At 32.1% G+C, this 16899-nt stretch carries 9 protein-coding genes; 7 read left to right on the forward strand and 2 right to left on the reverse strand.

What is annotated here, in order from left to right:
* Positions 1-132: 132 nt before the first annotated feature.
* Positions 133-1404: a serine hydroxymethyltransferase gene (glyA, locus tag Q0W04_RS08480; protein ID WP_298502038.1), complete on the forward strand. Its 1272-nt coding sequence runs from the start codon at positions 133-135 to the stop codon at positions 1402-1404.
* Between the two features lies 1 nt (position 1405).
* Positions 1406-2098 carry a dihydromethanopterin reductase (acceptor) gene (locus Q0W04_RS08485; protein ID WP_298502041.1) on the forward strand — a complete coding sequence of 231 codons (693 nt, stop codon included), beginning with the start codon at positions 1406-1408 and terminating at the stop codon, positions 2096-2098.
* On the opposite strand, the gene Q0W04_RS08490 is transcribed toward Q0W04_RS08485, so the two are convergent.
* The gene (locus Q0W04_RS08490; protein WP_298502043.1) at positions 2084-2410 is read right to left on the reverse strand and encodes a DUF192 domain-containing protein; all 327 of its coding nucleotides are present in this window, start codon (positions 2408-2410) and stop codon (positions 2084-2086) included. The two genes, Q0W04_RS08485 and Q0W04_RS08490, sit on opposite strands and share 15 nt — an antisense overlap.
* 234 nt (positions 2411-2644) lie before the next feature.
* Between Q0W04_RS08490 and Q0W04_RS08495 the strand changes: the two genes are divergently transcribed.
* The 3 genes from Q0W04_RS08495 (at position 2645) to Q0W04_RS08505 (ending at position 3963) form a co-directional block, all read left to right on the forward strand.
* Complete coding sequence (locus Q0W04_RS08495; protein ID WP_298502045.1) at positions 2645-3481, forward strand: hypothetical protein; 837 nt, start codon at positions 2645-2647, stop codon at positions 3479-3481.
* A 135-nt stretch (positions 3482-3616) separates the two neighbouring features.
* Positions 3617-3781: a hypothetical protein gene (locus Q0W04_RS08500; RefSeq protein ID WP_298502047.1), complete on the forward strand. Its 165-nt coding sequence runs from the start codon at positions 3617-3619 to the stop codon at positions 3779-3781.
* A gap of 17 nt (positions 3782-3798) precedes the next feature.
* On the forward strand, positions 3799-3963 hold the full coding sequence (locus Q0W04_RS08505; protein ID WP_298502050.1) for a hypothetical protein: 165 nt from the start codon (positions 3799-3801) through the stop codon (positions 3961-3963).
* Here the strand turns inward: Q0W04_RS08505 and Q0W04_RS08510 are convergent.
* Positions 3956-4621, reverse strand: coding sequence for a DsbA family protein (locus tag Q0W04_RS08510; RefSeq protein WP_298502053.1), 666 nt, complete (start codon positions 4619-4621; stop codon positions 3956-3958). The genes Q0W04_RS08505 and Q0W04_RS08510 overlap by 8 nt on opposite strands.
* A 226-nt stretch (positions 4622-4847) precedes the next feature.
* Here Q0W04_RS08510 and Q0W04_RS08515 point away from each other — a divergent pair, with 226 nt between their 5' ends.
* Together Q0W04_RS08515 and Q0W04_RS08520 are read left to right on the forward strand one after the other, a co-directional pair.
* Positions 4848-11171 carry a hypothetical protein gene (locus tag Q0W04_RS08515; protein WP_298502055.1) on the forward strand — a complete coding sequence of 2108 codons (6324 nt, stop codon included), beginning with the start codon at positions 4848-4850 and terminating at the stop codon, positions 11169-11171.
* A gap of 10 nt (positions 11172-11181) precedes the next feature.
* On the forward strand, positions 11182-16782 hold the full coding sequence (locus tag Q0W04_RS08520; protein ID WP_298502058.1) for a right-handed parallel beta-helix repeat-containing protein: 5601 nt from the start codon (positions 11182-11184) through the stop codon (positions 16780-16782).
* The last annotated feature ends 117 nt before the right edge of the window (positions 16783-16899 follow it).

Consider the following 16899-nt stretch of genomic DNA (forward strand, 5'->3'; position numbering starts at 1 on the left):
TTGTTTACAATATCGTTCAATTCAACAAAATTTCACAAAGGATTTCAACATAGCCACTTTTTTCATAACTATTATATTAGATGTAAAACAAAAATTAAATCATAATATTTAATTGGATATTAGGTGTAGTAAATGACTGATTATCATGACGAAATTTTAAACTTTGAAAAAATTGCAAAAGAACATACTGAATATATGAGAAATAGTATCAATCTTATTGCTTCTGAAAACGTTACCAGTGTAGAGGTAACAGAAGCTCTGGCAACTGATTTTGCTCACAGATATGCTGAAGGACAGGCATTTGAGAGATTCTACGAAGGATGTCAATATGTTGACTTGATAGAAGATAGGACCAAAAAGCTTTCATGTAAAGTTTACGACTGTGAATACGCTAACGTTCAGCCTGTTTCAGGTGTAACAGCAAACCTTGCGGCATTTTTCGGTTTTGCAAAACCTGGCGAAAAGGTAATGGCTCTTGAAGTTCCTTCCGGAGGCCACATTTCCCACGCTGATGTAAGTGCAGCAGGTATCCGTGGTCTTAAAACCGTTTTCCACCCATTGGACAAGGACATAATGAACATTGACATCGATGCGATGAACAAGAAAATCCTTGAGGAAAAACCTCAAATCGTTTTATTCGGTGGAAGCCTGTTCCTGTTTCCTCATCCTGTCAAAGAAGCCCGTGAAGCTGCCGATGAGGTTGGAGCAACAGTCATGTATGACGGTGCTCACGTTTTAGGTTTGATTGCTGGAGGACAGTTCCAGCAGCCTTTAAAAGAAGGAGCAGATTTGATGATGGGATCCACCCACAAGACATTCCCTGGTCCTCAGGGAGGAATCATTCTCTCACACGCTGAAAATGCAGAAATAATTGATGAAGCCGTATTTCCGGGTGTTGTAAGTAACCACCATCTCCACCATCTGTTAGGACTCGGTATTGCAACTGCTGAAATGTTGGAATTTGGTGAAGCTTACGCTAAACAGACCATCAAAAACGCACAGGCATTAGGACAAGCAATGTATGAAAGAGGATTCGACGTTTTATGTGAAGAGCAAGGATTCACTGAGTCCCACCAAGTTGCAGTTGATTTAAGAAATATCAGATCAGCTTCCGATATCGCAAAGGAACTGGCTGACAACAACGTAATCCTAAACAAAAACCTCCTTCCTGGAGACAATAGGGACAATTCCGATGATCCTTCCGGTATCAGAATAGGTACTCAGGAAATTACCAGAAGAGGTTTAAAGGAAAAAGAAATGGATGAAGTCGCTGAATTTATCCGCCGTGTTGCAGTCGATAAGGAAGACATCGCCGATGAAGTTGCTGAATTCATGAACCAATACACAAAACTCGATTACGCCTTCTCAGACAGGCAAGCTTACCAATATCACAGACTGGATTAAAATGAGAATAGGATTTGCATTTACCGGAGCCGGTCATTTACTTAGAGAATCGGTACAGTTGGCAGTTGAGCTGTCCAAAAGCCATGAAGTCACAGTGTTTCTTTCAGGAGCCGCAGAGGAAGTCCTTAAGATGTATGGGCTTTTTGAAAGCGTTGAGAGGATAACTGGCGGCAAATATCGTGAGCTTGCAACCGATTCAAACCAAAAATTTTCATATCCAATTACAGGCCGACTATCTTTGGGAAAATACGACCTTTTGATAGTTTCCCCGGCTACGGCAAATACCGTTTCAAAGATAGTCTATGGAATTGCAGATACTCTGGTTACCAATGCGGTAGCGCAGGCCGGAAAAGGTGCCGTACCGGTGTATATGGTGCCTGTTGACATTCATCCCGGCCCAATCGATACTGTACTTCCGTCCAAAATGGAGCTTTCAAAGTGTCAAAGCTGTGATGACTGCGTTGCGGCACTGGCATGCCAGCAGGGCGCAATCATACCTCATGAGGAGATTGATTTGACCAAATGCATCGGCTGCGGTCTTTGCAGAAACACATGCCCTTATGATGCAATTTCCGAGGGTAAAATCATAACAATCTATATGAGGGACATTGACATTGAAAATACCCGAAAACTAACCAGCATTGACAATATTCAAATCTTTGAAAGTCCTCAAGAGATATTAGATAAATTCTAACTTATCTCCTATTTTTAATTTTAGAGAATCTTTTTTTGTTTCCAAAATATATTTTGCTTTTTTTCGGGGAGTGTAGAACTTCCAGGGTTTAAGGGTCGTTTTTTCATAGATTACTTTATTTCTATCAAGAAAATAGACATCAATTTCAAACATCATGAAATGGGTGTGTATGCCTGAATTTTTCAGATTGCAGAATAACATGGCAAAATCAATATTTTTTTTACCCATCAGTCCCTTAAAACGCTTAAAAAAATTGTCCGCATATGTTATTTTTATGTTTATCAGTTCATCTGTAGTTTTATTTAAAATCATGGACTTATTATTTGGATTAATGTATTTATAGTTTCAATGGGGAAAAGTCAATATTGCATTCATATGAGAAATTAAACGGCTTATTGAAATTATATATTAATATAATTATTTATTCATACTTATTTTTTATAATATAACATAAATATTGCTTTAAATTAATATCAAAAGATTTATATTCTTTTAAATTCATATTAAACAGTAATTATCAAAATAAATTTTTGGAGGTGTTGTATTATGAAGTTTCATGAAGACATTATTTTCAAAAATAACGGTCAGGAGTATGGTCAGGAACTGATTGAAATCATTAAAATTGAAGGAAAAATTGTTGAAGTTCATCAAACAGAATACAGTATAATAGATCCGAAAATGTACAAGCCGGACATGGTTTTTGAACTCGAAGACAAGATAGTCATACTTGAATTCCAAAGCACTTATGTTGATGTTGATGATAAGAGAAGATTCAGATTCTACTCTGCATTATTCGACCAAATCAAAAACAAATCAAAAAAGGACATTGAAGTGCATGTACTAAGCACAGTTGAGGCAGAAAACACCAAGTGCTATAAAATTAATCCTCAAGCAAGTTTTCCGATATACATTCACTCACTAAAAGATTATGATGCGGATGAATTTTTAAATACTATGAATGCTAAAATAGCAAACAAGAGTGAGTTTAGTGAAAAGGAGTTGCTGTTGATAAGCTTACTTTGCTTTATGAAATCAGATAAAGATATTAAACTCAATATACTAAACTCAGCAGTCACAATAACTAACATACCTAATTTAGACAAGGAAATTGGCCAATTTGCTAAAGGTGTAGTTTTGATGTTATGTGATAAATTTGTAGAGGATGAATCTCTTAATACAACAATATCAAATTTAGTTGGTGGTAATATGAAGATTGTTGAAGATTATGCTCAAAGAGTTGCTCAAAGGAAAGTTGATGAGAAATTGGAAGAGCGCAATGAAGAAATTGTAAGGAATATGGATGAAAAAGGTGTTAAAAGGGAAGATATTGCGATTTTAGCAGATGTTTCTCTTGAATTTGTTGAAAAGACATTGTCTAAATAATTTTTTAATCCAAGCTGTGGAAAAAAGTGATTTATTTCAGTTGCGGTATTAGAAATATTTTTCCGATTAATTCTGTAAATCTTTTTGGGGATTGGATTTCTAAATACAACAATATCAAATTTGGTTGGTGGTAATATGAAGATTGTTGAAGATTATGCTCAAAGGGTAGCTCAAAGGAAAGTTGATGAATTTAAAAGAAATGTTGTAATCAATTTGGATGAAGAGGGTTGTGGAATTGAGGATATTGCCAGGATTGCTGATGTCAGTTTGGATTTTGTTAATGAAACATTGGCCAAATGATTTTCAGGGGTTGTAACATGAAGATTGTTGAAGATTATGCTCAAAGGAAAGTTGATGAGAAATTAAAAGAGCGCAATAAGGAAATTGTAAGGAATATGAATGAAAAAGGTATTAAAAGGGAAGATATTGCGATTTTAGCAGATGTTTCACTTGAATTTGTTGAAAAGACATTGTCTAAATAAATGTCTTGTCGTTGATTTTCCCGCTTTCGAAATCCTTAAGGGCAATTTCAAACTCCTCACCGCTAAACACTCCAGGAATTATTAACCTGTCCTCATTTTTTTCTAAAATAAAACATGGAGTGGCTGTAATTCCGTTTGAAAGGGCATCCTCCATATCCAAAAAGCATTCGATGTTGTAATAGTTGTTGTCAAGTATCTTTTCGGCTTCGCTTTCACTGATTCCACATGAAACGGCAATCCTTTTGAGGACATTAACGTCTGCAATGTTTTCGTTTTCAACCATGTTTGATGCGAATATTTCAAAAACCAGATTCAATGTCAAATCAGGATGCATGTTCTGGGCAAATTTAGCAAGCCTCAATGCGTCCTTTGAGCTTGTAAGAGTAAAATCCCTGAAGTTAATGTTTAAACCTTCTTCAAGTGCACTCTTTTCTATTTCCTCTATTTTTTGTGTGGCTTCGTCTTGTGAGATGGAGTATCTGTTTTGAAAGGTTTCTGCGGTTGTCATTTGAGGCCTTTTTCCGGCTTCAGTGTAAAGTTCAAAGGATTTCATCTCCCATTCAACATCCAAATCAAGTTTTTCAGTAGCTTTTTTTATTCTTTCAAGTCCGATGTATGAATAAGGACAGTTGAAGTCTATCATATAAATAATTCTCATTTTTTCCCTTTTTTCTTGTCTTTTTTAGAAACTTTGTAAAGCTTTACAAGGTTGTCCACGGTTCTGATAATCGTATTGTATTTTCTGTAAAATCCCATGGTATTAGTTTTGCGCTGATTGTATATCAACTTTTTTAATCAAGCCGGGTTATTTTTTAGTCAATTTAACTTAAAACTTAAATATCTTTTTAAATATAATATATATCAGTTAACTTGGTGAAATTGGCATGAAAAGAATATTTATATTTCTGGCTATTTTGGCATTGGTGCTTTGCGTTAATGTTTCTTTTGCCGAAAACGCTACTGATACGGATATTTATGTAAGTAATGACGGTAGCGATAGCCTTGGAGACGGATCTGCGGATAATCCTTATCTTACCTTGAACTATACTATTGAAAAGGCTCCGGACAATTCGAATATTTATCTCAAAAGTGGTGTTTACAACTCCACAGGTTATGATATTGTAAACAAATCCATTACAATAACTGGTTTAGGTGACGTTACAATTGATGGGCAGAATGGTAAAGTTTCACAGGATATATTTAAGATAGGAAATGATTCCCGTCTGGTTTTGAACAATATCCGGTTTGTAAATGGATACGCTGATTTTAACGAATCGATGGCATCAATTGTCAATGAGGGTGAACTATACATTAACAACTGTAGTTTCAACAATTTTTCAACTGTCAGCTGTGTAATTAAAAATCAGAATTATTTGTATATGGATAATGTTTCTTCATCAGAGATTATTATCTTGTGGGGAGTTATTTATGCTGATTTGCCTCCCGGTGCGGTATTATGGATTGCACAGGAAATTTTTAAAAGACCTATCATTGAGTTTATTAAAAACAATGGGCACTGTGACATTTACAATTCAAGGCTTTTATCGTCACTTGTAAATTACAATACTGTAAATATGACCAATACTTATGTTGATGAGATATTTTCCAACTCAACTGTTTCAAGGCAAAATTTCGTTAACAAATCCCAAATTAGATTGTTGAGGTGCTACAATTCAACTTTTACAATAAATGATTCATATATTGATAGGAATTCCACAAATCCAAATTATATTCCTGCTATCATGTATTCAAATATTTCTCTTGACAATTCGACTTTAAACTACACTATTGGTTCAACTGATTCCAACTTTACAGCTACATCATGTATTTTCAACAATGGTTTTTCAGCTTCAGGTTCTAATGTAAATATCGCATATTCAACTGTTTTAACTTCAAATATTAATTTAAATAATGCTGTTGCAACTTTAAATTATAACTGGTGGGGAAGCAATAAGCTAACCAAGATTACCAATAAAAATTCAAAGGTAACTTTAAATTATTGGATTGTAATGACCTTTGAAAATACTTCTGATTCACTGTATAGGGTTAATTTAAACAAATATACAAATGGAGCAACCATATTTAATTTAAATGATTTGGATAAATTTAATTCTCGTTTAGTTAAATTTGAATCTGAAACCGGGTATTTTTCAAAAAATAATGAATACTTAGTAAATGGTTCCTTACAGACGGAATTAATTGGAAACAACCCGGATACCCTAATTTATGCAACAATCGATAATCAGGTTTTAAGATTGGCGGTTGGAAACGGTTTGACTGATGCTGCTATTTATGTATCTGACAATGAGGGTAATGACTATTTTTATGATGGATCTTCCAATTATCCCTATAAAACACTTTCAAAAGCGGTTTCAGTGGCTTTAAGCGGAAACAGGATTCATATTATTGAAGGTAATTACACATTAAGTTGGAATGCGAATCTTAAGATTTCAAAAAATCTGACTTTCATAGGCATAGGTAATGTGCAGCTTTTAAGGCCTAATGCCCGTAGCATTTTCATAGTTAAAGATAAAGGCATCTTAAACATTGAAAATGTGAATTTTACCGTTGCAACATCCGACAAGTATGCTGAACCGTTAATACTTTTGGACAGGGGAGATTTAAATATTAAAAACTGTAATTTTGAAAACATTTGGGCACAGGCAGTAATAATGGCCAAGAATAATGATTTCATCAATTTGGATAATGTTACTTTTAATCAAATTACAGGCCAGGCAATATTAGGGTTTGCCAATAGGATTTCAATAAGTAATTCTATTTTTTCTCGTGGAAAACCAGTATATCTTCAAAATTATTATTATGGCTATACTGGTGATGTAGGACAGCATAGTAATTTTCATGAAAGAAATGATTTTTATATTTGTGTCAAATCCAACACTACTATTATAAATTCCACATTTAAGGATAATGTTGTTGGTGCATTTCGTATCTTTTACGATAGTCTTGTAACTGATTTCTGGAATTTTGACTATAATAATGAATATTATGACTCTTCAACTTTTATTTATAATTCCACATTTGTAAATAACAATTGGGATAGTCTTTCAGATTTGGTTATGGGATTATTGATAGGGAGCAATACTTGGAATAATGGAATCGGACTTTTAGACAATTGTTTATTTTATAATAACACAGGACATTTGGTTCTTGCAACAAATATAACTGATACAAAATTCATTAATAATTCTGCAACTCCATTTTTACTAAGAACCGATGCCGATTTCTCATCAAAAGGATACAAGACATTTCCACAGGCTTTAATTACTTCTAAATATATTGGTAATTCTTATTTCTATGGAAATTCTTATTTGTCAAGAGATTATCAGGAAAAAATAATTGACAGTGAGGAAGTTTACTATTCCACATTCATAAACAATAGAGCCGCTTATGGTGGGGCATTATCAAATCCTAAAGAGGTTCACTACTGTGTTTTCTTAAACAATTCTGCAACTTATGATGCCGATGACATTTTCATCTATAAAGGAAATTTGAATGCTTCTGGCAATTGGTGGGGTTCAAATCAAAACCCTGGAAATAGGGTTCATGTGTTTATAGGAAATCTGACCTTGGATGATTGGGTAATAATGGATTTGAAATATGACAATGGAACAATTATTGCTTCACTTGATAATGTTTTAGATAATAATCGTGTAATTAAAAAATTAAATCATACATTGCCTTCCCGTTTTGTCGTGTTTTCATCCGATGTTGGAGATTTAACTCCTAATGCAACTTATCTGGTTGATAACTTCGCATATTCAAAGTTACTGAAAGATACTTCCAGAGATTTCAATGTTTATGCAACAATTGATAATCAGAATTTAAGCTTAACAGTATACAATGACTCTACAGACATATTGATTAGAAATGCCACATTTTATGGAAAGGATAATCCGTTTGACATTACTTTGGTTAACATTAACGGTCATAAAATCTCAAATCAGGTTTTAAACATTGCAGTTTATAATGACAATGCACTTTATGACACATTAACATTAACAACCAATGATAAGGGGTCTGTCAGTTTCAATATTGATTATCCTATTGGTGAGTATAAAATCAATGTTTTCTATGCAGGTAACGGTTATTTTGCTAAAGCCAATAAAACTGTAATTGTTAATATTTCATCAATTGCTACAAGATTGACTTCATACAACTTTACTTATTATGGAAAAAACAATAAGTTTTACGCTATCCTTCAGGATAGAACTGGGAGATACGTCTTAAATCAGGATTTGACTTTACAGGTTTATGATGTAAAAAACAATTTGTTAAGTACTGCCAGTGTTAAAACTGGAACCGGTGGAAGGGCAGATGTATTGCTGTCTTTAGACACTGGTGAATATAAGCTGAAATGGACTTATGATGGTAATGAATGGTATTCACCAAGTTTGTCCGAGTCTTTTATTAAAATTAATCCTATCAATACAACAATCTGTCTTTTAAATGCTACATTTTATGGAAGGGGCAATGATTATGAATTGACATTTAAAGATGCCTACGGAACTTTGATACATGATGAAACAATTATTTTAACAATTTCCAAAGGAAATGAGTCCAAGGATTTCAATGTGGTTGTTAATGATAGAGGTATAGGATCCATTAATATTAATTTGGAACCTGGAATCTATAATGTTAGTGCCAGTTATTTGGGAGATGAGGTTTACGGTCCTTCAAAAGCATCAGCTATTTTGGATATCCAACCTATACGAGTAACATTTGATTTAAAAGCTCATGCCGTTATTCCCGAAAAAGGAGTATTTACAGCTGTTTTAGTTGATATGTATGGCAGAAAAGTCACCGGAGAAAACGTTACACTTGATTTGTATGATGATGAACTGTTAAAAACTTATTATACTGTAACGGATGGTAATGGTGAAGCCAATTTCAAAATTGATGTGGGTGAAGGAATTTACTTTGCAATTTTAAATTATGGTGGAAACACATGGTATAGACAAACTGGAGGAGCTTCTAAAATCACTATCAATCCAAATGTTGTTTTAAATAACATTTACATTAGTGGGGAGGACTTCATTCAGTATTATGGTGAAAACAAATATTATTTAATCAATTTCAATGATACAAATGCATATTCTCTTGAAGGAAGAATCATTAAAGTTTCAATAAGTTCTATTGACTGGTCAAAATCTTATAATTTGGAATCTGATGTGTTTGGTAGAGCAAGACTTCAAATAACTCTTGAACCGGGAGAGTACAATATAACTTATAAATACACCAATGAATACTATGACATCCATGGCGAAGGAACCAATTCCATAATTGTTTATAGGATGCCTACAGATCTTTTGGCATCTGATCTGGTAATGAACCATGCTCAACCGCAGTACTTTGAGGTTAAACTTGTCGATACATATGGAAATGCATTGCCAAATCTTGCTGTAAACATTACTGCTTCTGGAAAGACATATCAAGTTGTAACAAATCAGAAAGGAATCGCAAAATATTTGCTTGATTTACCAGTCGGCGAATATAACATAACTTACTCATTTAACCATGAATTTTATGGATACTCAAGTGGAAATTCTAAAGTTTTTGTCATTGACGGTAACGGCACTGCTACAAAAATCACAACCAATAATGTTGCGGCTCGTGAAGATGAAATAATTAACTATCAAGTCGCATTGGCTGATTTGATTGACCTGCCAATAATATCTTCTGAAATCATTTTAAACATCACAGACTTCAACGGAAATCTAGTCGGAAGTTATAATGGTTATACTAATGGCAGCGGTGTTTCTAACTTCAATTTAAACTTAACTTATGGAGAATATGTCTTTAATGCTTATTACAATGGAAACGATAATTATCTGGCAAGTTTCAATACAAACAAAGTCTATGTCAAACCGATTGTCAATGTAACTGAAACAATTTTGTTTGGAAATGACTTTACTGTTATAAACGGTGACAATTCAACCAATTATCATGTTATTCTCTCTACATTGGGGGGTGATTTTTTAAGTGGCCAGGAAATAGAATTTACTGTTAAAGGCAATACTTATTATTCAATCACTGATGATGTGGGGTGTGCTTATCTTGATGTTCCGTTTGTTCCGGGAGCATACAAAGTTGTTGCTAGGTTCAATGGTTCAGACAATCTCACAAAAGCACATGTAACCAACTACATTTCAGTAAAAGGAGATTTATGTTATTTGTACTCAAACAACATTGTTAAATCATATAATAATGGCACTCAATATTATGTTGCTTTATTCGATGCCAATAATATGCCGTTGGTTGATAAGATAATAAGATTTGATATTAACAATGAAACTTATGAGAGATTAACAGACGGCAACGGTTTTGCATGCTTTGATGAATTGTTAACTCCAGGTGTCTATAATATAACTGCTACCTATCAGGGTGATTATCCTGATGAATTTGCAGAGGTTAAAAACAACATTACAGTTTTAACTACACTTTATGGTGGGGATGTGGTTAATTATGGTAGTGTAAATCTTCCCGTTAACTTTTTGGACAATTCAGGAAATAATCTATCCAATACAGAAGTTTACTTCATAGTAAATGATTTAGGATATAAAGTCAAAACCAATGCCAATGGTGTCGCTACATTTAATATTAATCTAAAAGCTGGCAACTATAATGTCATAGCAATTAACCCGGTTTCAGGTGAAAATAAAACATATAACTTAAAACTTATCAGCACTATCTCTTCTGGTAATTTTGTTAAATATTATAAAGGTTCTGAGAAGTTTAAGGCTACATTCAAGGATAAAAATGGAAAAGCACTTAAAAATACTAATGTCAAATTTACAATTTCCGGAAAAACTTACACAGTAAAAACTAATGCTAATGGAGTTGCCACATTGAGCATTAATTTAAAACCTGGAAAATACACAATAACAACATTAAATACAAAAACCGGTGAAAAGAAAACCAATACAGTCACAGTCAAGACAACAATCATTTCAAAAGATAAAACAGCAAAGGCCAATAAAAAACTAAACTATCAGGTAAAAATACTTAAAAACAATGGAAAAATAGCCAAAAAAGTAACAATTACATTTAAAATTAATAAAAAGACTTACAAAATCAAAACAAATAATAAAGGCATCGTAACATTAAATATCAAACTTAAAAAAGGAAAATACACAGTTTCCACAACATACAACGGATTAACTGTAAAAAATAAAATCACTGTAAAATAAGGTGTTGTTAATGAGAAAAATAGCTTTAATATCAATAATCATTGTATTGTTCATTTCCATGTCATTTGTCAGTGCAGATGACAGTCTGGAAAATGTTTCATTAACAACAACTCACGATGAAATACTTTCATCCCCAGATATTGACAATGAAATTCTACAATCAACTAATGAGATTTCTGTCGATGATAGCAATTATGATATTTATTTCAACAGTGGTACCGGTATGTTTAAGGATGATGTTGATGTATCTGGTGTAACTACTTTAAAGATAGGAAATGTTACAGAAAAGTTATTTACTATTAACAAACCTTTAAATGTCATGCCAATTTCTTCTGATTGTCAAATAACTAATGGAGTAATCCATTTGGTGGCAGGCAGTGACGGATCCAATATAACAAATTTAATTATCAATAATACTAAAGGTGAAATTTACAAGGATGGGGTATTTGTTTGTAAATTGCATGGAATATGGTTTTCAAATTCAAGCTATAATTATATTTTCAACAATACCATTCGCATTGCTGAAGCGGAAGGCTGCTATGCAATGCCAATGGGATATTCAAGTTACAATAGAATCCTCTATAATTATATGAAGACAGGTTTTACTTGTGTTATTGTAATGGGATTATGTCATTATAATGACATTTCATATAATCATCTTGAAAATACTTATGCACTGGGTTTTGGGGTGGTTGCAAATATCATATACTTCAATCCATATGGCCATGCAGATTATTTTGATTTGGGTGACTGTATAGGGAATAACATTACAAATAATTTTATTAAGTCTTATTCCACTTCAGAGTGGTCTTTTGCCCTTGCTTTGGAAGGTCAATCAAATCATACTCAAGTTATCAATAATACTGTCATTGGTGGTTCTTATGGGATATTGGCTGAATCTGATAATGATAAACGTATAACAAATGATATATTAATTAAAGGAAATACTGTAATTAACAGCTCCCTTTCAATTGGCACATCAGGTAATTCTATTCTTGTTTGTGATAATTATGTTACTGGTTCTTCAATGGCAGCAGGTATTGGAGCTTTTGGTGGAATTAATGTTACTGTTCGAGATAATTTCATTGATTATGACAATCTTGAAAGCGGTATTTTAGTTGGGTCAAATGTCCATGTTTACAACAATAAAATTAAGCTGTCTAATTATGGTTCGGGAATAGTTTGCCGGGGGAACAATTCTATAATTTCAAAAAATATTATTGAGGTTACAGCAGATAACGGAATGGGAATCGCCGGAAACAACAATACCATTACAAACAATTTTATATCAACAAAAGACATGGGAATAGTTTTAAACAATCGTCTTTATATTTATCAAAAAATCTATAACAATTCAATTACAAACAATAAAATTCACAGTGAAAGTTATGCAGTTTATATAGAGGGTAATGTCTATAACACATTAATCAGGGATAATTTGGTTGAAACCAACAGCAGTGAAGCGTTTTATATTAAAATCGAAGAAACCTTCATAGACAGAAATCCTGGAAAAATCCTTGATAATACAGTAAATGGAGTAATCGAGGATACAGATACAATTATTATAGATGACAATAATTTCTATAACTACTTTGATGAGAATGGATATTTAACATACGAATTTAACATTACACAAAAGAGAATGTTGTTTTTCACATTTTTATCAAACAAGGATATTCATTTCACAGATCAAATCATTTTATCCAGCAATAAGCAGGCTAATTTGCTCTATAATGTTTCAATTACTTTTAGTGGGGATGCCTGTGATTCTTCAATCAGTGACTTTAAGTTTTATAATTTTGATAAGTCCAGTGTTATTTTAGATGGGGTTGGCAATGTTAATGTAACTAATAATGAATTTACAACATTTGCTTATGATATATTTGATGTTAATGTCATTTCAGTTGTTGGGGGATGTTATGACTCAAATATTTTAAATAATGACATTTTTATTTCATCTTTTGCCGATTACACTTATGGAATTTTTATTTCTGAACCTACATCTAAAATGATGAAGAGATTTTCAAGGAATTTCAAAATATCAAACAATACTATCTTTGTAAAATCAACTGGTGTTGGTGAAGGAATTTATATCGATGCCTTAAACAACAGTACAATATCATCAAATGATATAAGTCTAATTTGTGATGATTCAGCTTATGGAATTGCACTTGCCAATGTATTTGGAAAACCATATGACATTAAAATAGATTCAAATGAAATAGTTTTGAGTTCAAAAGAGATGAGTTATTTAATTGAGCTTTACATGAGCGATTCAATTGCCATTTCCAATAACTATCTTAAAGGAACCAGTAATGGTATTTATGGTGTGGGAGTTTATGGATCACAAGCTAGCATAAACAATAATGAGATAGTTGTTGTAAGTAAAAATTTAACAGATCACAAAGTATTTGATTCATTGGGAAAAGGTGAAGCGGCTATTTATGTCCAAAGGACATCTCAAATATTAAGTCTTTTAAATAATACCATTGATGTAAATAAATGTGAGATTTTATCAAACGATTCTTCAACAATCAATGGTTTTAACATGAATAATTACGTTATTGCGAATTATAACTATGATTATTATTTTGACGGTGAAAATGTCTTAAATAATAATCTCTTTAAAAGTTCCGATGTAATCTTATTTAAAAATTTCACAAAATTCAAAACCATGGACATTAATGTTCCTATTTTAATCAAGCCTTATAAACATTTAAATCAATTTACATCTTATTTAATTTTATCAGGTAACTATTCAGATTTAAATATTACAGGTTTTGTTTTCAAAAATGCTACTTTGGCAATGAATAATATTTCAAATCTAACTGTTATGAACAATTCATTTATTTCTTCAGAGGTTTTAATCAATTCTTGCAGTAACAATTCATTTTCAAATAATTCATTCAAAGATAGTAAAGTTGAATTCAACGGTTCAAACAATACGGCCTTTGCATTTAATAATCTAACTTCTTTTAATTTAATCAATATCAACAATTCACATGATACAACATTATTCAGTAATTATTTCAATGTTACATGCAGTTCATTTAATCTAATTAATTCAAACTCATCAATCAATAATAACATATCCTCAAATATTATCATTATTAATGCTACGGAGGATAGTCATGCATATAATTCAATAAATACAACTCAAGATAACTTTTTAAATAACGATATTCAATTTAATGGTGATTTTACAAAATCTGTACTTTATTATGATGAATTATCTTCAAACAATAAGGTAATGTTTAATAAGGTTATATCTTTAAGTATTTGTGGTGAGGATTATGCGATTGTTGCCAATTCATCAGCAAATATATTTTCAAATAATTATTTGATTTCATCTAATGGATTTAGAAGGGGAAATGATGCGGTAAATGCATCAGGAAGTATTGTTCGTGATAATACTCCTTGTGATATCTATGTTTCTTCTAATGTTAGAGTTAGTGGTAATGGTTCTATTGAAAGTCCTTATGCCACCATCGAAGAAGCTTTGCAAAATGCATTAAGCGGATCAATAATATATGTCCTTCCAGGTTACTATAAGGAGAATAATCTTGTCATAGATAAAAATATCACAATAACTGCCATCAATCAGGAAGGAAATACTTATCTTGATGCTTTAGGAGGCAGTCTATTCAGGATAACAAAAGATGGTGCATTAACTGTAAATGCTTTGAAAATATTTAATGGATTTAGTGTTGAAGGTGGAGGATTATTCTACAACAAAGGAACGTTATTAATAAACAATTCATTGATTTACAATTCATCATCTTACTATGATAACTCTAATCCTGTGTTTATAAAAGATAAATACAATGCTAATGTCTTTTATAGTAGTTATAATTGTGAAAATTTGGGTTTAGGTGGGGCTATTCTAAATTATGGTAATTTATTCATCGAATCATCTAATTTGTTTGATAATTATGCTCATAAAGGTGGTGCAATAGCAGACTTTGGAAAATTAACCATTAAAAATTCATTACTATACAACAATACAGCTGTCCATGGAGGGGCGGTTTATACTGATTCCAAAAAAGGATCTTTCATTGACAATACTTACTTTAGGGATAATTTGGCTATTACCTCTTTAGATCATTGTTATATTAAAAAAACAACTGAAGGGTCTTTTCGAATGATGCACCACGAGGATATATATGGTTATTTTACTCAATGTGATATGGGCTGTGGTTATGGGGGAGCTATTTTCAGTAACTCTGTGCTTACTATATGTAATTCCCTATTTGAGCATAATACTGCGAGAACGGGCGGAGCCATTGCAACTCAAAGTAATATGGAAGATTATGATGGTTTTCACATGGTTGACTATATTACTTATGGAGCAGGTCATAAATATGCAGATACAATTTTAATTATTGATAATTCCACGTTTAGGGGTAATGTAGCTCAGGATACTAGACGTGGTAATGCTACAATGTTGATTTCATCACATGAATATATAGATTATCATAATAGATTCTTTGATGGTGGAGCAATATTTGGAAGCTCTAAAAAGTTATATATTAAAGATTCACTTTTTGAAAATAATCTTGCCAATACAGATGGCGGAGCATTATGTGTACAAAGTGAAAACTCTACAATTGAAGGATCTAAATTTTATAACAACACTGCTGGAGCATATGGTGGAGCTTTAAATATATTTGGAAATTCAGAGGTATTCAACACAGAAATTGTAAGCAATTATGCTCGTGATGGTGGCGCACTTCATTATGCATCTTATTTAAATTATAATCATATTCAGAACAACATGGATATGTTTAATGTAACCGTTGCGGATAATGTGGCTCTTGATTCTGGAGGGGCATTTATTTTAGAAGCTACTAATTTCGCAATTAAAAATTCAAATATATATGGAAATAAGGCACCTAATGGTGATACTTTAGGTTCAAAATATGTGGCAAAGGATATTTCTATAATTGATGCCCGTAATAACTGGTGGGGAAGCGCTGATGGGCCAGATAATACTATTTGGTCTGCAACAAACATTAGATTCAGAACATGGTTAAATGATAAGGTTGATTGGACACCTATTAAAATTACACCTTCAAATAATGAAAATAATAATGGAAATGGTGGAAAAAATAATGGGGAAAGTCATTATAATCCATCAGTTGTTTCAACAGGCTCTGGTGTTCGTACAGGTTCTTCATTAAGCCAAGATTCTAATGGTGGAAATGTTAATGGATTTAATTTCCCTGGAAATTGGCCATCCTTAGGAAATGGTGGAGGTAATGGATTTAATATTGATGGGATTAGGTTTGGTGTTAACACTCCGAGCAATAGTAAAACACAAATCCATGGAAATGCTGTAAATCCTAATAGTATGAGTAGGTTAAATAGTTCAAGCATTAATGATTTGTCTTCAGTTGGTATGACTGCTAATGCTGCTGATTCATCAACAAGTTCCCAATCATCTTCAAGTGATGGTGGAAGTGAAGAATCAGGTAATGCATATGAAATTAAAAAAGAGGTAAAAAAAGAGATTGACGAGGATTTGTCTATTTTTAATATATTTTTCATATTATTATGGTTATTTTTATTAGTTGGATTTTATACAAAGTATAAAAAAATTGATGAAAATTAATATTTTTAAAATTAACTTATTTTTATTCATTTATTTTTTAATTATTTATATTTTAATAAATTTTAAATATAATTTAATATATAGATATTCGTGTATTAATTTGAATTTATTTTTTAA

The organism is uncultured Methanobrevibacter sp., assembly GCF_947170395.1.
In the GTDB taxonomy this organism is placed as follows: Archaea; Methanobacteriota; Methanobacteria; order Methanobacteriales; family Methanobacteriaceae; genus Methanocatella.

Excerpts from the sequence above, each read along its gene's own strand:
- Q0W04_RS08510 (WP_298502053.1), bottom strand. The coding sequence starts at position 4,621 with ATGAGAATTATTTATATGATAGACTTCAACTGTCCTTATTCATACATC.
- Q0W04_RS08520 (WP_298502058.1), top strand. The coding sequence starts at position 11,182 with ATGAGAAAAATAGCTTTAATATCAATAATCATTGTATTGTTCATTTCC.
- Q0W04_RS08515 (WP_298502055.1), top strand. The coding sequence starts at position 4,848 with ATGAAAAGAATATTTATATTTCTGGCTATTTTGGCATTGGTGCTTTGC.
- Q0W04_RS08490 (WP_298502043.1), bottom strand. The coding sequence starts at position 2,410 with ATGATTTTAAATAAAACTACAGATGAACTGATAAACATAAAAATAACA.
- glyA (WP_298502038.1), top strand. The coding sequence starts at position 133 with ATGACTGATTATCATGACGAAATTTTAAACTTTGAAAAAATTGCAAAA.
- Q0W04_RS08485 (WP_298502041.1), top strand. The coding sequence starts at position 1,406 with ATGAGAATAGGATTTGCATTTACCGGAGCCGGTCATTTACTTAGAGAA.
- Q0W04_RS08505 (WP_298502050.1), top strand. The coding sequence starts at position 3,799 with ATGAAGATTGTTGAAGATTATGCTCAAAGGAAAGTTGATGAGAAATTA.
- Q0W04_RS08500 (WP_298502047.1), top strand. The coding sequence starts at position 3,617 with ATGAAGATTGTTGAAGATTATGCTCAAAGGGTAGCTCAAAGGAAAGTT.
- Q0W04_RS08495 (WP_298502045.1), top strand. The coding sequence starts at position 2,645 with ATGAAGTTTCATGAAGACATTATTTTCAAAAATAACGGTCAGGAGTAT.